The following is a 20,455-nucleotide window of genomic DNA, read 5'->3' as shown; positions in this document are numbered from 1 at the left end:
TGCGGGCACTCAGGGATACCGATAGTGCGATTGTCAAACTTTCCCGACATACGGGGCGGCGCCCCCCTCCTACCATCGCCTCCAACCAAGCCCACCCACCTTCCACGGAGCACCATGCCAAGCATTCCCCCTCTGAATATTCCCGCCAACTCGGCGATCGCGCAGCGCGAATTCCTGATCGGCGTGGCCACCGCTTCGTTCCAGATCGAAGGTGCCTCCAAGGAAGACGGCCGCCTACCCTCCATCTGGGACACCTACTGCAACGAACCCGGCCGCGTGCTGCATGGCGACACCGGTGAAGTGGCCTGCGACCACTACCACCGCTGGGAATCCGACGTGGACCTGATCGCCAACCTGGGCGTGGACGCCTACCGCCTGTCCGTCGCCTGGCCCCGCGTGATGGACGAGAAAGGCCGGCCCAACGCCAAGGGACTGGACTTCTACAAACGCCTGCTGGACCGCCTGCAGGAAAAGGGCCTGCAAAGCTACGTCACCCTGTACCACTGGGACCTGCCCCAGCACCTGCAGGACAAGGGCGGCTGGGCCAACCGCGAAACTGCCTACCGCTTTGCCGACTACGCCGAGCTGATGGCGCGTGAGCTGTCCGGCAAGGTCACGGCCTGGGCCACACTGAACGAGCCCTGGTGCTCGGCCTACCTGGGCTATGGCATTGGCCGCCATGCGCCCGGCATCACCGACTTGCGCCAGACCACGCAGGCCCTGCACCACCTGCTGCTGGGCCACGGCCTGGCCCTGCCAGCACTGCAGGCGCACGACCCGCAGTCCATGAAAGGCATAGTCTGCAACATCGGCGCGGCCACCCCCGCCAGCAACAGCCCGCAAGACCGCGACGCCGCCCACCTGAGCCTGACGCAGCAGAACCAATGGGTGCTGGACCCGCTGCTGCAGGGCAGCTACCCGCAGGACATCTTCCGCTTATGGCCCGGCACCGAGCCGCTGGTGCTGGAAGGCGATATGAAGACCATCTCCACCCCGCTGGACTTCCTGGGTATCAACTACTACTTCCGCACCGTAGTGCAGGCCGACGGCCATGGCCGCTACACCGAAGCCCCGCACGACATGTCGGTAGAGCGCACGCAGATGGGCTGGGAGGTCTACCCCCAGGGCCTGCGCGACCTGCTGATCGACTTCCGCTCGCGCTACCCCACACTGCCGCCCATCTACATCACCGAAAACGGCATGGCCAGCGACGACTCCGTGGGTGACAACGGCGTGGCCGACCCGCAGCGCATCCGCTTCCTGGAGCGCCACCTGATGGCGGTGAACGAAGCCATGATGGCCGGCGTGGACGTGCGCGGCTACTTCATCTGGTCGCTGATGGACAACTTCGAATGGGCCTATGGCTATGAGCGCCGCTTCGGCATCACCCATGTGGACTACACCACCCAGGTGCGCACGCCCAAACACAGCGCCCATGCAGTACAAGCCTTTTTGCAGCAACGCAAGCAAGCGTAAACGGCCGGCCTGCAGCCCCAGGGCGCAAGGGCCAGCCATTTCAGCCCCGGGGCGGCAAGCCCCTTTTTATAAAAACGGAGACTACATGAAGACATTTGCACGTACCCTGGTGGCCAGCGCCATCACCACCCTGGCGGTCGTAGCCGGCACCGGCGCACAGGCGCAAAACCGGGCCGAGGTCATCCACTGGTGGACGTCGGGTGGCGAATCCGCCGCCATCCAGGAAATGGCCAGCGCCTTCAACAAATCCGGCGGCATGTGGGTGGACTCGGCCATCGCCCTGGGCGAAAACGCCCGCGCCGCGGCCATTAACCGCATCGTCGGTGGCAACCCGCCTACCGCGGCCCAGTTCAACACCTCGCAGCAGTACCTGGACATCATCAAAGAGGGCATGCTCAACGACATCGACCCTGTAGCAGCCAAGGAGAACTGGGACAGCATGCTGCCCGCGCCCGTGGTCAGCAGCATCAAGGTCAACGGCCACTACTACGCCGCGCCGGTCAACATCCACATGCCCAGCTGGTTCTGGTACTCCAAGGCAGCCTTCCAAAAAGCTGGCATCACCTCCGAGCCGCAAACCCCGGACGAGCTGTTTGCCGCGTTGGACAAACTCAAAGCCGCTGGCCTGGTGCCCCTGGCCCTGGGCGGCCAGGGCTGGCAAGAGTTCATCACTTTCTACAGCATATTGGCGCATGAAGGCGGCTCCGATATGTACCTGAAGGTGCTGAAGGACCGCGACCCGGCCACCATCAACTCGCCCGCGTTCCGCAAGATCCTGACCGACTTCAAGCGCCTGAAGAGCTATACCGACGCCGGCTCACCCGGCCGCAACTGGAACGACGCCACCTCCATGGTCATCACCGGCAAGGCCGGCATCCAGATCATGGGCGACTGGGCCAAGGGCGAGTTCGCCAATGCCAAGCAGACGGCGGGCAAGGAGTTCGGCTGCTTTGCCGGCTTTGGCCCCAAGTCGCCCTACATCATCGCGGGTGACGTGTTCATCTTCCCACGCACCAAGGACCCGGCTGCCATCAAGACCCAGCTGCTGCTGGCCACGTCCATGACCTCGGCCACCACCCAGGTGGCGTTCAACAACAAGAAGGGTTCCATCCCCATCCGCACCGATGTGGACAGCAGCAAGATGGACCAGTGCGCCCAGGCTGGCCTGGCCATCATGAAGGACAAGAGCCGCCACCTGGCCAACCCCGACATGCTTCTGCCGCCCGACGTGGTGGGCCCGCTGACCGACATCATCTCCAAATACTGGAACACCAACCAGTCGGTGGATGACGTCGTGAAGGCACTTCAGACCGCAATGAAGAGCTAATCGCCGCACAGGGGTGCTGGGCAATTGCCCGCATCCCTGTTGCAGCCCCATGTGTGTCCCCTAGGATTTTTAATGGCATCTTCTCCCCCCGCCGCGCGCCGCCGCGGCAAGCGCCAGAACTGGGCGCTGAACCTGGCGCTGCTGCCCATGGTCTTGACCGTGCTGTTGTGCTACGTCGGCACGGTGCTGTGGTCCATCGCCATCTCGCTGACCAGCTCCAAGACATTCCCCAGCAGCAACTTCGTGGGCCTGGCGCAGTACGAGCGCCTGTTCAGCACCGAGCGCTGGACGCTGTCGCTACAGAACATGGCGGTGTTTGGTCTGGTGTTTGTGCTGGCCTGCCTGGTACTCGGTTTTTTACTGGCCGTGTTTATCGACCAGAAGGTGCGCGGCGAGGGATTGCTGCGCACCATTTTTTTATACCCCTATGCGATGAGCTTCGTGGCCACCGGCCTGGTCTGGCAGTGGATGCTGAACCCCGGCCTGGGCCTGCAGGAGGCGGTGCGCCAGCTGGGCTTTCCCAACTTTGAGTTCGACTGGATCATCAGCCAGGACAAGGTGATCTACGCCATCGCCATCGCCGCCATCTGGCAATCCGCCGGCCTGGTGATGGCCCTGCTGCTGGCAGGTTTGCGCGGTGTGGACGAAGAGATATGGAAGGCCGCGCGCATCGACGGCATACCCGTCTGGCGCGTCTACCTGAGCATCGTGCTGCCCATGATTGCGCCTAGCGTAGCCACCGCTGCGGTGCTGCTGTCGCTGGCGGTGATCAAGGTGTTTGACGTGGTGGTGGCCATGACCGGCGGCGGCCCTGGCATTGCCAGCGAGGTGCCGGCCAAATTCATCATGGACTACCTGTTCAACCGCGCCAATATCGGCCTGGCCTCGGCCGCCTCCGTGGTGCTGCTGCTAACCGTACTGGTCCTGCTGCTGCCATGGCTGTATGCCAAAAACAGAATTGAACGCGCACAGAGCAAGGGGCATTGAACATGGCGACAACTTCCCAACCCAAGGTGCGCAAGCCGCGTCCACCACAGCCCTGGCTGACGCCGGCGCGTGTGGGCATCTACGCCTTCTTGCTGATGAGCGCAGTGTTCTTTCTGCTGCCGCTGTACGTGATGGTGGTGACCTCGCTCAAACCCATGGAAGAAATCCGCCTGGGCCAGATCTTTGCCCTGCCCAGCCAGCCCAGCCTGGACGCCTGGGTGGCAGCCTGGACCAGTGCCTGCACCGGCCTGAAGTGCGAGGGCATACAGGTCGGCTTCTGGAACTCGCTGAAGATCGTCATCCCGAGTGCGGCCCTGTCCATCTTCATGGGTGCGCTGAACGGCTATGCGCTGGCCTACTGGCGCAGGCCCTGGGCGGGCTGGTTCTTTGCGGTACTGCTGCTGGGCGCCTTCATTCCCTACCAGGTGCATCTGTACCCGCTGGTGCGTGGCTTGTCGATGCTGGGCTTGTTCAGCACGCTGCCGGCCATCGTGCTGGTGCACACCATCTTCGGCATGCCGGTGATGACGCTGCTGTTCCGCAACTACTACGCGTCGCTGCCCGAAGAGCTGGTGAAGGCCGCGCGCATTGATGGCGGTGGCTTCTGGCGCATCTTCTTCCAGCTGATGCTGCCCATGTCCACCCCCATCATCATCGTAGCGGTGATCATGCAGGTGACCAATATCTGGAACGACTTTCTGCTGGGCCTGGTGTTCGCGGGGCGCGAGAACCTGCCCATGACGGTGCAGCTGAACAACATCATCAACACCACCACCGGCGAGCGTTTGTACAACGTCAATATGGCGGCCACCATCCTCACATCTTCGGTGCCGCTGTTCATTTATTTCATATCCGGTCGCTGGTTTGTACGCGGTATCGCGGCCGGCGCAGTGAAGGGGTAACACCCCCAGGCTACAGCGCAAGCGCTTTTCGCCAACCCCCTTTCAGGGGGCAACACCTGCAGCCTGGCGGAGCCAGTTCTGCGGTGTTTCTGGAAGGGTGGTTCAGCACCCGCCGTTGGGCATTTACAAGAATTAGAGGAATCAATAAATATGGCTAGCGTTTCGATCCAACAACTCCACATCCGCCTGGGCAATGTGGACATCCTGCAAGACATGGACCTGGAGGTTCTGGACGGCGAATTTCTGGTGCTGCTGGGCCCCTCAGGCTGCGGCAAGTCCACCCTGCTGCACAGCATTGCCGGGCTTATCGACGTGTTTGATGGCGCCATCCACATTGGCGGCAAGGACGTGACCTGGGCCGACCCCAAGGACCGCTCCATCGGCATGGTGTTCCAAAGCTATGCGCTGTACCCCACCATGAGCGTGGAGCGCAATATGTCTTTCGGCCCCAGCATCAGCGGCATTGCCAAAGACGAGATTGCCCGCCGCGTCAAGAACGCCGCCGCCATGCTGCACCTGGAGCCGCTGCTGCAGCGCAAGCCCTCGCAGCTGTCCGGCGGGCAGCGCCAGCGGGTGGCGATTGGCCGGGCCCTGGTACGCGAGGCCGGCGTGTACCTGTTCGACGAGCCGCTGAGCAACCTGGACGCCAAGCTGCGCAACGAGCTGCGCCGCGAGCTGAAGCAGCTGCACCACGACATCGGCAAGACCATGGTCTACGTGACCCACGACCAGACCGAGGCCATGACCCTGGCAAGCCGCATCGCCGTGATGCGCGACGGCAAGATCCAGCAAATCGGCACGCCCGCCGAGGTCTACGACCGGCCGGTGAACCGCTTCGTGGCAGGCTTTCTGGGCTCGCCCACCATGAATTTTCTGGAAGGCAAGCTGGTGGGCGAAGACGGCCGCCTGCTGTGGCGCGCGCCCGCGCTGACCGTGGACGTCAGCGCCTACCCTTTCGCCACCCTGCCTGTACCCAACCAGCCGGCCGTGCTGGGCATACGCCCCGAGCACATCCAGCTCACCGCGCCCGACACATCGGCCGGCCAGGCCACGGTAACCCTGGCCGAGCCCATGGGTGCCAGCGTGGTGCTGTGGCTGGACCTGGGCGGCAACGCCGTGTCGGTGGTGGCAGAAAGCCACACACCGCACCAGCGCGGCCACAGCCTGGGTCTGCGTTGCGATGCACAGCGGGTGTCGCTGTTTGACACCGAAAGCGGCCAACGGCTATAGCCTATAGGCAGAGTATGCCCATGCACGCGAATGCCCGCCGCTTTCTGGTCCTGATGCTGTTGCAGGCCTTTGCGGTCGGCCTGTCCAGCCTGTTCGTCAACCTGTACATCTGGAACATTGACCGCTCGCTGCTCACCCAGGCCAGCTACAGCCTGAGCAGCTCGGCGGCGATTTTGCTGAGCTTTCCTTTGTGCAGCCTGCACGCGCGGCGTACCTCGCCCATGGCCAGCAGCCGCATGGGGCTGCTAATGTTCATGCTGACCTATGCCACCATCCTCTGGTTGCGCGAGGACTGTGCCCGGCACGTGGTGCTGCTGGGTGGCCTGTTCGGCCTGGCGGTGAGCTTCTTCGTCATCGGCCAGCACATGCAGTTTCTGGAGAACGCGCAGGACGCGCAGCGCGACCGCTTTCTGTACGCCGCCAACTTCCTCACCAGCTTTGCCGCCATCGTGGCGCCGCTGCTGTCGGGCTGGCTGATACGCCATATCGCCGGGCCGACGGGTTACTTCACCGTGTTCGGCCTGTCGCTACTGACCTTTGCCGTGGCCGCCTGGTGGTCGTACCGGGTGCAGGGTCAGCCGCTGGCCCGCCAGTCGAATCTGCTGGGCGCTTGGCGCAACCGACAGCCGCGCTGGCGCGGCATGCTGTGGGTCAGCGTGGGCTCGGCCATGGTGGAGGGCTCGTACACCAGCTTTCTGGTGACCATCATGGCCTATTCCATCCTGCAGGACGAGCTGGCCATGGGCGCCTACAGCGCGCTGGTCGGGCTGGTGGGCCTGCTGTCCAGCATTGCCCTGGCGCGCAGCTCACAGGCCCGGCACCGCATGGGCATTTACGCCAGCGGCGCGGTGCTGGTTTTTGTGGCATCGCTGGGCCTGGCGCTGCTGCCGCAGACCGCCAGCCTGGTGGCCTATGGCGTGGCCAGCGCTATAGGCTTCAACCTCATCACCACCAGCCTGATGGCCTGGAGCTACGCCGCCATCGAGTCCGCGCCCGACTACGCACAGCACAAGCTGGACTACATCGTGGTGCGTGAGATCCCGCTGGGCGCGGGCCGCATGGCGGGCATTGCGCTGTTCCTGGCGCTGCATGCCGCCTTCCCCACCCAGGTGCTGTCGATCGCCTTTGTGCTGTTCTCGGCGGTGTACCTGGCGCTGCTGCCAGCCCTGCAGCGTATCTGGCAGCCGCCACCCTTGGCACTACAAAATATATAGCTACCAGCGCAGGTAATATCTGCGCTAGAGGCCAAAATGACTAAGAACCATCATGGCCCTTAAATGCTGCGCATGCAGCTGTGGACAGCTTGCCGTCCTACATCAAACTACATTAAATCCAATATCCGCGCGGTGTAAATTCACCTAATATGACAAATACCTCTGAGTGGGGTCAGTTACAGTGCGGGAAATAGGCCTTTTGGCGTAAATTTGGCGTAAAGCTTCGTTTCATACCTGCGCTTGCCCACCCAAGCGGCAACATCTTCCGGTGTCAGACCTCCAGGACACCGATTTCTCCATGGATTTCATGGCTGCGTTTTCTGTAAGACGCGGCCATACATGCTACGTGCGCCTTCTCTCTTTGACGGACTAGAAGCGAAGCACGGCATGCACAGCGGGGAAACGTATGAAGCGTGAAGCCGTCACCACAGCCTTGACACGCCGCATCGGCAAATGCACCGACGCGCGCGGTAGCCCTGGCCTTTGCCAGCACCTGGCAACAAATCGCTGACGCGTTGGAAAAAGTGGTAGGCCGGCGTGGTGTTGGCGTGCTGCTGGACCGGGCGCTGTACCTCACCACCAAGCAGCACGGCTGGCTCCAGCCGTCCTCGGACCCAGGCAAAGAAGCAGACCCGCTACCGAATCTGATCGCAGCACTGGAGACCCAAAGTGCCAGCGAAAGCATAGAAGCCAGCCGTCTGCTGCTGGAGAACTTCACCGAACTACTAGATACCTTGATTGGCGATTCCTTGACCGACCGCCTGCTGGGCGCCATCTGGATTGCCCCGACCTCGGCCTCCGCAAAGAAAGACACCAATGAATGACAAAGTGACCATACGCCGCCTGGCCACAGGCGTGCCCGGTCTGGACGAGATCTTGGGCGGAGGCTTGCCGGAGTTTTCCTTCAACCTGATCGTCGGCGACCCCGGGGCCGGCAAAACCACCCTGGCCCACCAGACCATGTTCGCGCTGGCCACGCCCGAACGCTCGGCCCTGTTTTTCACCGTGCTCGGCGAGCCCGCCTGGAAGATGTTGCGCTACCAGCAGCAGTTCAGCTTCTTTGATTTTGACAAGATCGACAGCTCCATCCGCTTCATTAACCTCAGCAGCGAAGTGTCTTCGGGCCATTTTGACCAGGTGCTGGCGCGCATTGCGGAAGAGGTTCGGCTGCACGCCCCGGCGCTGGTGTTTGTGGACTCGTTCCGCTCGGTGATGATCGAGGCGCAGCGCATGGCCAGCGGGGCCGACAGCATGCAGCAATTCGTGCACCAGCTGGGCCTGGCGCTGTCGGGCTGGCAGGTCACGGCTTTTCTGGTGGGCGAATATTCGCCGCAGCGCGATGCACCCCCGGTGTTCACCGTGGCCGACGGCATCTTGTCGCTGGAGCAAAGCGTGCAGCGCAATTCCATGGTGCGCAAAATGCAGGTGCTGAAAATGCGCGGCCAGGCCACCAGCCCGGGCGTACATACCTTCCGCATCAACAACGACGGCCTGCACATCTTCCCCTCGGCCATCATCCAGGACGATAGCAATGCCAGCCGAGCACAAGGCCATGCACGCCAAACCGGTCGCGCGGCGATGGGGGTGCCGCTGTTAGACGAAATGCTGGGCGGCGGGCTGCCCTATGGCTACTCCCTGCTGGTGGCCGGCCCCTCGGGTTCGGGCAAGACCATTCTGGCCACGGCCTTCCTGGCCGAGGGCGTGCGCCTGGGCGAGGCCGGGGTCATCGTCGCGTTTGAGCAGACCCCCAGCCGCTCGCGCACCACCACCATCGACGACCTGGTGCAGGCTGGCTCCATTGGCCTGATCAATACCCGCCTGCGCGACTTGTCGGTGGACGAGGTGGTGCAGCAGCTGCTGCAAAGCATCCGCGACAGAAACGCCAAGCGGGTGGTGATTGACTCCATTTCCGGCTTCGAGCTGACGGTGGCCCCCACTTTCCGCGACGATTTTCGAGAGGCCCTGTTCCGCATGGTGGCCGTGCTGTCGGGCCTGGGCGTGACGGTGCTGATGACCTCGGAGCTGGAAGACCGCTACACCGACCTGCGCTTCAGCCCCTATGGCTCGGCCTTCCTGACCGACGCCATCATCGTGCAGCGCTACATCGAGCTGGACAGCCGTTTGCAACGTGTGATGGCCGTGGTGAAGGTGCGTGGCAGCGCCCACAGCGATGCCATCCGGCAGTACACCATCAGCGACGAGGGCATCTGTATTGGCGACCAGGTAGCCGACCACGAAGGCCTGTTCAGCGGCCGCCCCCGGCGCACGCATGCGCTCTCCCCCACCCCACGAGACCCCACGCCATGACCCACGATCGGATAGATGGCCCACCGCCAGCGCCCGGAGACAGCGACGAGGACCTGCGGCGCGCCGCTCTGGCCCAGCGCGAGGCGGCGTTGAAGGCTGGCGAGACGGCGATAGGGCAACGCGAAAGCGCCGTGCAGGCCCGGGAAGACCGCTCTTTCATCAAGGACGAAATGGCCTCGATCGCCAGCGCGCAGCTGGTGGAAGCCAACGAGCGCCTGGTGGTGGCGACCATCCATGCGCAGTCCCTCACCGAAGCCGCCGAAGCCGCCGCCACCCAGATGAGCTTCATGTCCAAGCACGATGAACTCACCGGCCTGCCGAACCGGGCCCTGCTGACCGACCGGCTGGCCCAAGCCATCACGCTGGCCCTACGGCAAGGCAACCGGGTGGCACTGGCCTACCTGGACCACTTCAAACACATCAACGACTCGCTCGGCCACGCGGTGGGCGATTCACTGCTGCAGGCCGTGGCCAAGCGCTTGCAGGACTGCGTGCGGCAATCCGATTCGGTCTTCCGCCAGGGCGGGGACGAATTTGTGGTGCTGCTGTCGCAGATCCACTCGGTGAACGACGCCACGCTGACGGCACAGAAAATCATCGAAGCCACCGCAGAGCCGTATCTGATCCAGCACCACAGGCTGCACGTCACGCTCAGCATCGGTGTGACCATCTACCCCGATGACTGCGGGGACGCCGAGGCCATGATGCGCGACGCCGATACGGCGATGTACTACGCCAAGAAGAGCGGCCGCAACAACTACCAGATGTTCTCACCGGAGATGAATGTGCGGGCGGTAGCGCGCCAGTCCATGCACAACGCTCTGCACCATGCGCTGGACGAGGGCGGCTTTATGCTGCAGTACCAGCCCAAAATCAATCTGAAGGACAACCAGGTCTTGGGTGTGGAAGCCTTGCTGCGCCTGGTGCGGCCCGACCGGACCCTGCTGCACCCCGAGCACTTCATCGGCATTGCCGAAGAAAGCGGCCTGATCGTATCGATAGGCCGCTGGGTGCTGCGCGAGGCCTGCACCCAGGCGGCGGCCTGGACACGCGAGGGCATTGCCTTCGGACAGATGGCGGTCAATGTGTCGGCCGTGGAATTCCACAGCAAAGGATTTCTGGCGAGCCTGCAAGCCATCCTGCAGGAAACCGGCTTGAACCCCGGCCTGCTGGAGCTGGAGCTGACCGAAAGCGGGCTGCTGCAGCACACCGAGCCCACCATTCTGCTGCTGCAGGCGCTCAAGGACATGGGCGTGCACATCTCCATCGACGACTTCGGCACCGGCTACTCCAGCCTGAGCTATCTGCGGCGCTTCCCGATCGACACCATCAAGATAGACCAGTCCTTTGTGCGCCATATCCAGAGCGACAACGGCGAATCCAAGCTGGTGGTGGCCATCATCGCCATGGGCAAGAGCCTGAACCTGCGGGTGCTCGCCGAGGGCATCGAGACCTCCGAGCAGCTCAACTACCTGAAGTCACAGGGCTGCCTGGAGGGCCAGGGCTACTTTTTCAGCCGCCCCTTGCATGCCAAGGCCTTCGCGGCCGGGGACTGGTCATCCTAGTCTTTGCAGGACTGTCGTCTTCTGCTATTTAATTTATAGCTACCAGCGCAGGAATTACCTGCGCCAGAGGGCTAAATGGCCTGTGTTCCGGAAAGTCTTGCGCGTCTTATACGATAGAGCGGTCCCAACCCCCGCCGCCCCATCTTGCCCGTCTCTCGCCCCAACCATCCCCCCTGGCAGCTGTATCTGCTGCTGCCGCTGCTGCATTTCGCCAGCCTGAAGCTGACCTTTCTGGCCGCTGTCACCCCCGAGAAGGAGGTCGTGGTGTGGCTACCCAATGCGGTGCTGCTGGCCGCCCTGCTGCGCTACCAGGGCCAGCGCGCCTGGGCCATGGCGGCGCTGACCTTCAGCACCGATGTGCTTGCCAACCTGGGGGTATTTGGCTGGCAAGGCGCGGTGCTGCTGAGCCTGGTGAATCTGACCGAGGTGGTGCTGGCTTTTCTGATGATGCGCCGCATGCGGGCCTCGATGGGGCTGCAGAGCTTTCGTGACTTTGGCCGCTTCATCGTCGCCGGGCCGGTGGTGGCGGCCCTGTTCGCCAGCCTTCTGGCTGCCGCGGTGCTGCAAAACCTGCATGCCACCAGCACGCCCTACCTCACCCTGGTGCGCCTGTGGTGGTTTGGCGACGGCCTGGGCCTGCTGATCTACACGCCACTGCTGCTGTCCCTGTCCTCATCGTTCACGCCACCGCCCGGCAGCATCCGCTTCAAGCCGCGCGACTGCGTGGTGCTGCTCATCAGCCTGGGCCTGGCGGCGCTGGTGTTTTCGGCCCATGGGGGTGAAATCCGCGGTGTATCGGCCACGCCCGACCTGCTGCTGCCCTCGGTGCTGTACATCGCGGTGCGCTTTGGCGTGCGCTGGACCGTGCTGGCCGTGGCGCTGGTGTCCTGGGCCACCTCCTGGGTGCTGACGGCCGGCCACCAGCCGTTTGGCGCGGTGGATGTGCACCTGGAGATCGTGCGCGCGCAGGAGTTCATCCTCACGCTGTGCACGGTGGGCATAGGCTTTGCCATTCTGCTGGCCGAGCTGAAGGCGCATGAACGCGAGCTGGAAGACAAGGTGCGCGCACGCACGCGGGAACTGGAAACCTCCAACACCCAGCTGGCCGCTCTGAGCGCCACCGACGGCCTGACCGGCATAGCCAACCGCCGCCGCTTCGACGAAGTGCTGGCCAGCGCCTGGAGCCGCGCCAGCCGCAGCCACCAAAGCCTGGCGCTGGTCATGCTGGATGTGGATTACTTCAAGAAATACAACGATCACTACGGCCACCTGGCCGGCGACGACTGCCTACGCCACACAGCCCAGGTACTGGCCGCGCAGTTTCGCCGCGCTGGCGATCTGGTGGCCCGCTACGGCGGTGAAGAATTCGTGCTGCTCTGCGAAGGCCCCACCGCCGCCGAGGCGCTGCAGATCGCCGAAACCGTGCGCCAGACGCTGCAAGACCTGGCCCTGCCGCATGCGCGCTCGCCGTTTGGCGTGCTCACGGCCAGTCTGGGTGTGGCGCTGGTCGTACCCAGCCCCGACGTCTCCATGGACAGCCTGGTGCAACAAGCCGACCAGGCGCTCTACCAGGCCAAGGCCCAGGGTCGCAACCAGGTGGTGCTGGCTTCTACAATCCCATCCACAAACCCTGCTGGAGTACCCCCATGAGCCTGCACACCTGGTGGCTGTTTTTGATGATGACCTTTCTGGTGTCGGCCACGCCAGGGCCGAACATGCTGCTGGTGATGAGCTCCAGCGCCCGCTTCGGCTTCCAGGCCGCGCTGGCCACCATGGCCGGCTGCATGGTGGTGATGATTCTGATGATGGGCATCTCGGCCGCCGGCCTGGGCGCGCTGCTGCAAAGCTTCCCGACCGTCTTCAACACCCTGCGCTGGCTGGGCGCCGCTTACCTGGCCTATCTGGGCATCCAATGCTGGCGCGCACCGGTGGCCCAGGAGGCGGATGGCAGCGTTGCCAAAGCCAGCGTCGTGCCCAGCAACGCCAGCCTGTTCCGCCAGGGCGTGCTGGTGGCCGGCAGCAACCCCAAGGCGATTCTGTTTGCCGTGGCCTTTTTGCCGCAATTCCTGGACGCCAGCGCCCCCCAGTTGCCGCAGTTCACGGTGCTGCTGCTGACCTTTGCGGTGATCGAGGCCGGCTGGTACCTGGTATATGCCGGCAGCGGCAAGACGCTGGCCAACTTTCTGCGCCGCGCCAGCGTGCTGAAGATGTTCAACCGCGCCACCGGCGGTGTGTTCGTAGGCTTTGCCGCCGTGATGGCCACCGTACGCAACTAAGCTTCCGGTTGCTACCAAAAAAATAGCTGCCAGCGCAGGTAGTACCTGCGCTGGCAGCTATTTTTGCTTACAACAACTACCGGGCAAACGCAATCTGCGGGCTGGCCGCCGTGCCGCCATTGCCCAGCTTGAACACCGCCACCGACTGCACCAGGGACGTAGCCTGGCTCTTCAGGCTGCTGGCCGCAGCGGCCATCTCTTCCACCAGTGCCGCGTTCTGCTGCGTGGCCTGGTCCATATGCACCACCGCCTCGCCCATTTGCGACATGCCCTGCGCCTGCTCTGAGCTGGCGGTGCTGATCTCGCCCATGATCTCGGTCACCTTCTGGATGGCCTGCACCACTTCGCTCATGGTGCTGCCCGCCTGGTCCACCAGGGCCGTGCCCTGGCTCACCCGCTCCACGCTGTCGCCAATCAAGGCCTTGATTTCCTTGGCCGCCAAGGCGCTGCGGCTGGCCAGGCTGCGCACCTCGCTGGCCACCACGGCAAAGCCACGGCCTTGCTCGCCCGCGCGGGCAGCTTCCACGGCGGCGTTCAAGGCCAGGATATTGGTCTGGAAGGCAATGCCGTCGATCACGCTGATGATGTCGCTGATCTTCTTCGAGCTGTCGTTGATGCCCTTCATGGTGTCCACCACCTGGCTCACCACCGCTCCGCCGCGAGTCGCCACATGGGAAGCGTTCAGCGCCAGCGTGTTGGCATGGCGCGAGTTGTCTGCGTTCAGGCGCACGGTGGAACTCAGCTCTTCCATGGACGCCGCCGCCTGCTCCAGCGCACTGGCCTGCTGCTCGGTACGGCCCGACAGATCATGGTTGCCGGTAGCGATCTCCGCGCTGGCGTTCGACACGCTGTCCGCCCCCTGGCGCACCCGCCCCACCACGTCGAACAGGCTGGCCTGCATAGTCTGCAGCGCAGTAAGCAACTGGCCGGTTTCGTCAGTGGAGTCCACCTGGATGACAGAAGTCAAATCACCCGACGCCACGGTTTGCGCCACCTGCACCGCCCTGCCGATCGGCCGCGTGATCGACATTGTCAGCAAGTAGGCCAGAGCTACCGCCAACAAGGTGGCACAGCTTGCAAGAACCAGCATCATGACGTTAGCGCTATGGGCCATGGCAGCGGCCTGGACGCCAAACGCCTCCATGCCATCGGTCTGGCTCTTCAAAAATGCCTCAATGGCTGACAGATAGACGGTTTGCGGCGGCAGCATCTCTTTGACCAGGTAGCTACGGCCCTCGTCAATCTTGCCGGTCTTGATCATGTCCAACAGTTGCTGCTCGTGCTTTTTGAAAATTTCGCGCGCCTCCAGCATGGCGCTGAGCGCCGCTTTGCCTTTATCGCTGTGCACCGTGTTTTGCAACTCCTCTGCCGCCTTGGCGATCGCAACGGCCGAGTCCTCGACCTTGACCAGTTCACCCTGCACCACGGCTGCATCCGACGCAATCAAGGCGGTGCGCAGTGCCCGCGATTGCCGGTTAACATCATTTTCAATAGTCTGCGCTAACGCCACTTTGTGGTAGCGGTCGTGCAAGATGATTTCGGTGTTGTCGTCGACCGCATCAATGCGGCTGATACCCACGGCGGCCATCGCCACCAGCAAGCCAATGACGACCGCGAAGCCCGCCGCCAAGCGGTGGCCGATCTTCATGTTTTTGAGGAATTGCATGTGGACACCTGCTTTCTATAAAAATAAAGTTCACCCGCCCCCGCAGGGCGTTGACGCAACATCCATCCTGCCACGCCCAGCGCGAGGAGGAAAGCCGCGAATACACGAACTGGACTATGCAGGTGTATACACCTAGGAGCCGGTCCATCGCTCTGCGCACTTGAAAAACGGTTGCCAACGCCTTGACCAACAGAAGCACACACGCCAGAGCGTAGCTGAAACAGCCCGCCCCCAAGCAAACCCGTGCATCCATTCGCCCCCGCACCACAATGGATACAAGTGCACCAATACGGGTTTATCATTACAAGGAAAACGTTTGCGCAATCGTTTTCCAATTTATTATGCACGCCACAGAGGTCGATAACCGTGATCACGGCGCACCGCTTTTGGCCTGGTGAAACACCTTCTGTGCATAACTTTCAGCCCCTTTTCCAGGAGACAGCTACATGAAACTGACCCGCCGCACCGCCCAAACCACCCTCGCCCTCAGCCTGCTGGCTGCACTGACCGGTGCCCCGGCCTTCGCCGCCGAGAAACCCAAGGTCGCGCTGGTGATGAAATCCCTGGCCAACGAGTTCTTCCGCACCATGGAAGACGGCGCCAAGGCCCATAACAAGGCCCATGCGTCCGAGTACACCCTGGTGTCCAACGGCATCAAGAACGAAACCGACACCGCCGCCCAGATCCGCATGGTCGAGCAAATGATTGCCCAGAAGGCTGACGCCATCATCATCGCCCCGGCCGACTCCAAGGCCCTAGTGCCGGTGCTGAAGACCGCCATCGACAAGGGCATCCTGGTGGTCAACATCGACAACCAGCTCGACGCCGATGCGCAAAAAGAAAAAGCCATCCAGATCCCCTTCGCCGGTCCTGACAACCGCGCTGGCGCCAAGCTGGTGGGCGACTTCCTGGCCAAGAGCCTGAAGGCAGGCGACAAGGTCGGCATCATCGAAGGCGTGTCCACCACCTTCAACGCACAGCAACGCACCCTGGGCTTCCAGGACGCGATGAAGGCCGCTGGCGCCACCGTGGTCGGCGTGCAGTCCGGCAACTGGGAAATCGACAAGGGCAACACCGTGGCATCCGGCATGCTGCGTGAACACCCCGACCTGAAGGCCCTGCTGGCTGGCAATGACAACATGGCCCTGGGTGCCGTCGCTGCCGTCAAGGCCGCAGGCAAGACCGGCCAGGTACAAGTGGTGGGCTACGACAACATCACCGCCGTCAAGCCCATGCTGAAAGACGGCCGCATGCTGGCCACCGCCGACCAGTACGGCGCCAAGCAAGCCGTGTTCGGCATCGAGATCGCCCTGAAGGCCATCGCCGAGAAGAAGAAGCAAGCCGACATGCCTGCGGCCATCCAGACCGACGTGGTGCTGGTGACCAAAGACACGAAGTAAGCCCCAGAACCGCAACGCGGCAGCCCCAGCTGCGTTGCGTCTCACACACATTGCCATGACCGCCACACCTGTTCTCTCCATCCGTTCCGTCAGCAAAACCTATGTCACGCAGGTGCTGCACGAAGTCTCGCTGTCGCTGCGCGCCGGTGAAGTACTGGCGCTGACCGGTGAAAACGGCGCGGGCAAAAGCACGCTGTCCAAAATTATTTCCGGCCTGGAAAAGCCCAGCGCCGGTGAACTCACACTGGCCGGTCAGCCCTACGCGCCCGCCGCGCGCCGCGAGGCCGAGGCCTTGGGCGTACGCATGGTGATGCAGGAGCTGAGCCTGATCCCCACGCTGACCGTGGCCGAGAACCTGCTGCTCGGCGCCCTGCCCCACCATGGCAGCTGGCGCGCCCACTGGATCGACAAGGCCCAGCTGTACGCCAAGGCCTCGCAGCAACTGGCCAAGATGGGCATCAGTGACATCGACCCACGCGCGCCAGTGTCGCAACTGGGCATAGGCCAGCAACAGATGGTGGAGATTGCCCGCAACCTGCAGGACAACACCCGCGTGCTGATCCTGGACGAACCCACGGCCATGCTGACGCCGCGCGAGACGCGCCACCTGTTCGACCAGATCGCCCGCCTCAAGGCCCAGGGCGTGGCCATCATTTACGTATCGCACCGCCTGGAAGAGCTGGTGCAGATTGCCGACACCCTGGCGGTGCTGCGCGACGGCCGCCTGGTCAAGGTCTGCCCCATGCACACCGTGAACGAGGCCGACATCGTCCAGCTCATGGTCGGCCACGCGGTAGACCAGGACATGGAACGCCCACGCCGCCCGCAGGGCAAGCTGCTGCTGCGCGCCACCTGCCTGCGCCGTGGCCGTGCGGTGCAGGACGTCAGCCTGGATGTGCATGCCGGCGAGGTCTTCGGCCTGGCCGGCCTGGTAGGCAGCGGCCGCACCGAGGTGCTGCGCCTGCTGTTTGGCGCCGACCGCGCCGAGCATGCCGAGATCAGCGTCACCGGGCAGCCACCCACCGACAACAAGGGCTGGCGCTCGCCGTTGCAGGCGATTGCCGCCGGCATCGGCCTGGTCACCGAAGACCGCAAATCCCAGGGCCTGCTGCTAAGCCAGCCGATCCGCGTGAACACCACGCTGAGCGACGTGGGCGCGGTATCCAAAGCCGGCTGGCTCAACTTTGCGCGCGAAAGCGCGATTGCCCAGGCCATGGTGCAGCGCCTGTCCGTGCGCTGCAACGGCCCCGAACAGCCGGTGGGCACGCTCAGCGGTGGCAACCAGCAAAAAGTGGTGTTCTCGCGCTGGCTGCACCACGAATGCAACATCCTGCTGCTGGACGAACCGACACGCGGCGTGGACGTGGGCGCGCGCGCCGACATCTATGCCGAGCTGGAAAAAATGGCCGAGGCCGGTAAGGGCCTGCTGATGGTCTCCAGCGATTTGCGCGAGCTGATGCAGATGTGCGACCGCATCGGCGTGATGGCACAGGGCCGCCTGGTCGCCATCTTTGAGCGCGGCCAGTGGACCGAAAAGTCCCTGCTGGAAGCCGCCTTCAGCGACACCCAGGACCGCACCGGCACCCACGGCTAAGCCCCCCCTATTTCTTCTTCCGATTTTTGCAATCCACCATGTCTACTTCTCCCTCTCCCCGCAGCAGCAGCCAGCTCGGTACCTACCTGGGCCTGAGCGCCGTGCTGGTCGGCATGGCCATTTTGTTTGGCAGCCTGAGCGAATACTTCTTCAGCATGGAGACCTTTGTCGCCATCGCCAACGAAATCCCGGCCCTGCTGGTGATGGCCGTGGGCATGACCTTTGTGCTGATCATCGCGGGCATTGATTTGTCGGTTGGCTCGGTGCTGGCGCTGTCAGCAGCGGCCACGGCTACCGCCATATTGCAGTGGCACTGGGCGACCCTGCCCGCCGCGCTGCTGGGCCTGCTGGTCGGCCTGGCCTGCGGTGCCGCCACCGGCTGGATCGCCGTGGCCTGGCGCCTGCCCTCGTTCATCGTCTCGCTGGGCATGCTGGAAGCCGTGCGTGGCGGCGCCTATGTGGTGACCGATTCGCGTACCCAGTACGTGGGCGATGCGATTGGCGGCCTGGCCGCGCCCTGGGTGGGCGGCGTGTCGGCCTCGTTCTTCATCGCCGTGGCCCTGGTAGTGGTGGCGCAGCTGGTGCTGAGCAAGACCGTATTCGGCCGCTACGTGGTGGGCATTGGTACCAACGAAGAAGCCATGCGCCTGGCCGGTATCAATCCCAGCCCGATCCGCATCGCGGTGTTTGCCGCCACCGGCCTGCTGGCCGGCTTTGCGGGCCTGATGCAGTCGGCCCGGCTGGAGGCGGCCGACCCCAACGCCGGCTCGGGCATGGAGCTGCAGGTGATTGCCGCCGTGGTGATCGGCGGCACCAGCCTGATGGGCGGGCGCGGCTCGGTCATCAACACCTTTTTCGGCGTGCTGATCATCGCTGTGCTCGAAGCCGGCCTGGCCCAGATCGGCGTCAGCGACCCGAGCAAGCGCATCATCACCGGCTGCGTGATCGTGGTGGCGGTGATCATCGACACCCTGCGGCAGCGTCGCGCCGCCACCCGATAATTTCGGCATGGCCTCCATCAAAGACGTTGCGCGCCACGCCAACGTATCCATCTCCACCGTTTCCCATGTGGTGAACCGCACCCGCTTTGTCAGCGACAAGGCGCGGCAGGACGTGGAAGCCGCGATCCGTGCGCTGGGCTATGTACCCAGCGCGGTGGCCCGCAGCCTGAAGAGCAACACCACCAAAACGCTGGGGATGCTGATCCCCAACTGCTCCAACCCCTACTTTGCCGAGATCGTGCGCGCGGTGGAAGACCACTGCTTTGCCAGCGGCTACACGCTGATACTGTGCAACACCGACGACGAGCCGCACCGCCAAAGCGTCTACCTGCAAGTGCTGGCCGAGAAACGGGTGGACGGACTCATCATCATCTCCACCGGCGAAGACAGCGACCTGCTGCAGCTGCTGCAAGGCCTGACCACGCCCACCGTGCTGCTCGACCGCGAGCTCACCCATGTGCACTGCGACCTGGTGGAAACCGCCCACGTGCAAGGCGGCCAGATGGCCGCCGAACACCTGCTGCAGCTGGGCCACCGGCGCATCGCCTGCATTGGCGGGCCGGCCGACCTGAGCTCCAGCGCGCAGCGCATCCAGGGCTGGCGCAATGCGCTGGCCGCAGCCGGCCTGGCGGAAGAGGCCCGCGACTTGCTGTGGCACAGCGACTTCACCAGCCAGGGCGGCTTTAGCGCCATGCAGGCGATTCTGCAATCGTCCCAGCCACCCAGCGCCGTGTTCGTCTGCAACGACCTCATGGGCATAGGCGCGCTCAGCGCCGCCCACGAGGCCGGGGTGCGCGTACCGCAAGACCTGTCGCTGGTCGGCTTCGACGACATCGAGCTGGCGCGCTTCACCAGCCCACCACTGACCACCATCGTCCAGCCCAAGCAGCGCATCGGCATGCTGGCCGTGGACATGCTGCTGGAACGCATACAGGGTGGGCGGCTGGATGCCAAACAAGTTCTTTTGCAGCCCACACTGACCGTGCGCGCGTCCACCGCACCCTATTCAAAACAATGAAACGCACCACCCTCCTCCACGCAGAACTTTCCCAGGTCATTGCCAGCATGGGCCATGGCGACATGCTGGTGCTGGGCGATGCGGGCCTGCCCATCCCCTTCGGCCCCGGCGCTCCGCAGCGCATCGACCTGGCCGTCTGCCCCGGCACACCGGGACTGCAAGAAGTACTGAAGGCCGTGCTGAGCGAGCTGCAGGTAGAGGCCAGCATCATCGCCACCGAAGCCCTGGTCGGCGACGAACGCCAACTGCCCGCCTGGTGTGCCGACCAGTTGCCCGCCAAACCGGCAAACCTCAGCCACGCGGACTTCAAAAAGCTCTGCGGCCAGGCCCGTGCCATGGTGCGCACCGGCGAATGCACACCCTACGCCAACATCATCTTGGTAGCCGGCGTCGCGTTCTAGCTATCGAAACAATAGCTGCTGACGCAGACAGAATCTGCGCCAGCAGCCTGTTCTTATCAAATCGTAACGGCGCGGTACGCCGGCGGCGCTT

General features: G+C 63.7%; 17 protein-coding genes. 16 read left to right on the top strand and 1 reads right to left on the bottom strand.

Going from position 1 to position 20,455, the window contains the following annotated elements:
• Positions 1 to 114: 114 nt before the first annotated feature.
• From AC07O2_RS19660 to AC07O2_RS19610, 11 genes are all read left to right on the top strand, one after another.
• Positions 115 to 1,476, top strand: a complete 1,362-nt coding sequence (locus AC07O2_RS19660) for a GH1 family beta-glucosidase (RefSeq protein WP_495077430.1) — start codon at positions 115 to 117, stop codon at positions 1,474 to 1,476.
• Positions 1,477 to 1,561: 85 nt separating this feature from the next.
• On the top strand, positions 1,562 to 2,803 hold the full coding sequence (locus AC07O2_RS19655) for an ABC transporter substrate-binding protein (protein ID WP_495077429.1): 1,242 nt from the start codon (positions 1,562 to 1,564) through the stop codon (positions 2,801 to 2,803).
• A 72-nt stretch (positions 2,804 to 2,875) separates the two neighbouring features.
• Positions 2,876 to 3,790, top strand: coding sequence for a carbohydrate ABC transporter permease (locus tag AC07O2_RS19650; RefSeq protein ID WP_495077428.1), 915 nt, complete (start codon positions 2,876 to 2,878; stop codon positions 3,788 to 3,790).
• 2 nt (positions 3,791 to 3,792) lie between these two features.
• Positions 3,793 to 4,692, top strand: a complete 900-nt coding sequence (locus AC07O2_RS19645) for a carbohydrate ABC transporter permease (protein ID WP_495077427.1) — start codon at positions 3,793 to 3,795, stop codon at positions 4,690 to 4,692.
• 150 nt (positions 4,693 to 4,842) lie between these two features.
• Positions 4,843 to 5,922 (top strand): ABC transporter ATP-binding protein, encoded by a 1,080-nt coding sequence (locus tag AC07O2_RS19640; protein WP_495077426.1) that lies wholly within the window; start codon positions 4,843 to 4,845, stop codon positions 5,920 to 5,922.
• A 20-nt stretch (positions 5,923 to 5,942) separates the two neighbouring features.
• On the top strand, positions 5,943 to 7,136 hold the full coding sequence (locus AC07O2_RS19635) for an MFS transporter (RefSeq protein ID WP_495077425.1): 1,194 nt from the start codon (positions 5,943 to 5,945) through the stop codon (positions 7,134 to 7,136).
• Positions 7,137 to 7,651: 515 nt separating this feature from the next.
• Positions 7,652 to 7,960, top strand: coding sequence for a hypothetical protein (locus AC07O2_RS19630; RefSeq protein ID WP_495077424.1), 309 nt, complete (start codon positions 7,652 to 7,654; stop codon positions 7,958 to 7,960).
• Positions 7,953 to 9,443, top strand: a complete 1,491-nt coding sequence (locus tag AC07O2_RS19625; RefSeq protein ID WP_495077423.1) for an ATPase domain-containing protein — start codon at positions 7,953 to 7,955, stop codon at positions 9,441 to 9,443. The genes AC07O2_RS19630 and AC07O2_RS19625 overlap by 8 nt, the downstream gene beginning before the upstream one ends.
• A complete protein-coding gene (locus AC07O2_RS19620) occupies positions 9,440 to 11,008 on the top strand; it encodes a putative bifunctional diguanylate cyclase/phosphodiesterase (protein ID WP_495077422.1) in 1,569 nt (522 codons plus the stop codon). The genes AC07O2_RS19625 and AC07O2_RS19620 overlap by 4 nt, the downstream gene beginning before the upstream one ends.
• Positions 11,009 to 11,152: 144 nt before the next feature.
• Positions 11,153 to 12,658 (top strand): sensor domain-containing diguanylate cyclase, encoded by a 1,506-nt coding sequence (locus AC07O2_RS19615; protein ID WP_495077421.1) that lies wholly within the window; start codon positions 11,153 to 11,155, stop codon positions 12,656 to 12,658.
• Positions 12,655 to 13,284 carry a LysE family translocator gene (locus tag AC07O2_RS19610; protein WP_495077420.1) on the top strand — a complete coding sequence of 210 codons (630 nt, stop codon included), beginning with the start codon at positions 12,655 to 12,657 and terminating at the stop codon, positions 13,282 to 13,284. Before AC07O2_RS19615 ends, AC07O2_RS19610 begins: the two co-directional genes overlap by 4 nt.
• A gap of 76 nt (positions 13,285 to 13,360) precedes the next feature.
• Here AC07O2_RS19610 and AC07O2_RS19605 read toward each other — a convergent pair whose 3' ends face one another.
• On the bottom strand, positions 13,361 to 14,950 hold the full coding sequence (locus AC07O2_RS19605; protein WP_495077419.1) for a methyl-accepting chemotaxis protein: 1,590 nt from the start codon (positions 14,948 to 14,950) through the stop codon (positions 13,361 to 13,363).
• 446 nt (positions 14,951 to 15,396) lie between these two features.
• On the opposite strand from AC07O2_RS19605, the gene AC07O2_RS19600 reads away from it, so the two are divergent.
• From AC07O2_RS19600 to rbsD, 5 genes are read left to right on the top strand one after another with little or no spacing between them, the layout of a single operon-like run.
• Positions 15,397 to 16,350 carry a sugar ABC transporter substrate-binding protein gene (locus tag AC07O2_RS19600; protein WP_495077418.1) on the top strand — a complete coding sequence of 318 codons (954 nt, stop codon included), beginning with the start codon at positions 15,397 to 15,399 and terminating at the stop codon, positions 16,348 to 16,350.
• A gap of 55 nt (positions 16,351 to 16,405) precedes the next feature.
• Positions 16,406 to 17,944 carry a sugar ABC transporter ATP-binding protein gene (locus tag AC07O2_RS19595; protein WP_495077417.1) on the top strand — a complete coding sequence of 513 codons (1,539 nt, stop codon included), beginning with the start codon at positions 16,406 to 16,408 and terminating at the stop codon, positions 17,942 to 17,944.
• 38 nt (positions 17,945 to 17,982) lie between these two features.
• A complete protein-coding gene (locus AC07O2_RS19590) occupies positions 17,983 to 18,945 on the top strand; it encodes an ABC transporter permease (protein ID WP_495077416.1) in 963 nt (320 codons plus the stop codon).
• Positions 18,946 to 18,952: 7 nt separating this feature from the next.
• A complete protein-coding gene (locus tag AC07O2_RS19585; protein ID WP_495077415.1) occupies positions 18,953 to 19,963 on the top strand; it encodes a LacI family DNA-binding transcriptional regulator in 1,011 nt (336 codons plus the stop codon).
• Positions 19,960 to 20,364 (top strand): D-ribose pyranase, encoded by a 405-nt coding sequence (rbsD, locus tag AC07O2_RS19580; protein WP_495077414.1) that lies wholly within the window; start codon positions 19,960 to 19,962, stop codon positions 20,362 to 20,364. The genes AC07O2_RS19585 and rbsD overlap by 4 nt, the downstream gene beginning before the upstream one ends.
• The last annotated feature ends 91 nt before the right edge of the window (positions 20,365 to 20,455 follow it).

Source organism: Rhodoferax sp. GW821-FHT10B06, assembly GCF_059415605.1.
This window is presented reverse-complemented; position numbering and strand designations above follow the sequence as displayed.

What these genes read in the sequence shown, in the direction of transcription:
- AC07O2_RS19660 (WP_495077430.1), top strand. Translation starts at nt 115, where the DNA reads ATGCCAAGCATTCCCCCTCTGAATATTCCCGCCAACTCGGCGATCGCG.
- AC07O2_RS19655 (WP_495077429.1), top strand. Translation starts at nt 1,562, where the DNA reads ATGAAGACATTTGCACGTACCCTGGTGGCCAGCGCCATCACCACCCTG.
- AC07O2_RS19650 (WP_495077428.1), top strand. Translation starts at nt 2,876, where the DNA reads ATGGCATCTTCTCCCCCCGCCGCGCGCCGCCGCGGCAAGCGCCAGAAC.
- AC07O2_RS19645 (WP_495077427.1), top strand. Translation starts at nt 3,793, where the DNA reads ATGGCGACAACTTCCCAACCCAAGGTGCGCAAGCCGCGTCCACCACAG.
- AC07O2_RS19640 (WP_495077426.1), top strand. Translation starts at nt 4,843, where the DNA reads ATGGCTAGCGTTTCGATCCAACAACTCCACATCCGCCTGGGCAATGTG.
- AC07O2_RS19635 (WP_495077425.1), top strand. Translation starts at nt 5,943, where the DNA reads ATGCACGCGAATGCCCGCCGCTTTCTGGTCCTGATGCTGTTGCAGGCC.
- AC07O2_RS19625 (WP_495077423.1), top strand. Translation starts at nt 7,953, where the DNA reads ATGAATGACAAAGTGACCATACGCCGCCTGGCCACAGGCGTGCCCGGT.
- AC07O2_RS19620 (WP_495077422.1), top strand. Translation starts at nt 9,440, where the DNA reads ATGACCCACGATCGGATAGATGGCCCACCGCCAGCGCCCGGAGACAGC.
- AC07O2_RS19610 (WP_495077420.1), top strand. Translation starts at nt 12,655, where the DNA reads ATGAGCCTGCACACCTGGTGGCTGTTTTTGATGATGACCTTTCTGGTG.
- AC07O2_RS19605 (WP_495077419.1), bottom strand. Translation starts at nt 14,950, where the DNA reads ATGCAATTCCTCAAAAACATGAAGATCGGCCACCGCTTGGCGGCGGGC.
- AC07O2_RS19600 (WP_495077418.1), top strand. Translation starts at nt 15,397, where the DNA reads ATGAAACTGACCCGCCGCACCGCCCAAACCACCCTCGCCCTCAGCCTG.
- AC07O2_RS19595 (WP_495077417.1), top strand. Translation starts at nt 16,406, where the DNA reads ATGACCGCCACACCTGTTCTCTCCATCCGTTCCGTCAGCAAAACCTAT.
- AC07O2_RS19590 (WP_495077416.1), top strand. Translation starts at nt 17,983, where the DNA reads ATGTCTACTTCTCCCTCTCCCCGCAGCAGCAGCCAGCTCGGTACCTAC.
- AC07O2_RS19585 (WP_495077415.1), top strand. Translation starts at nt 18,953, where the DNA reads ATGGCCTCCATCAAAGACGTTGCGCGCCACGCCAACGTATCCATCTCC.
- rbsD (WP_495077414.1), top strand. Translation starts at nt 19,960, where the DNA reads ATGAAACGCACCACCCTCCTCCACGCAGAACTTTCCCAGGTCATTGCC.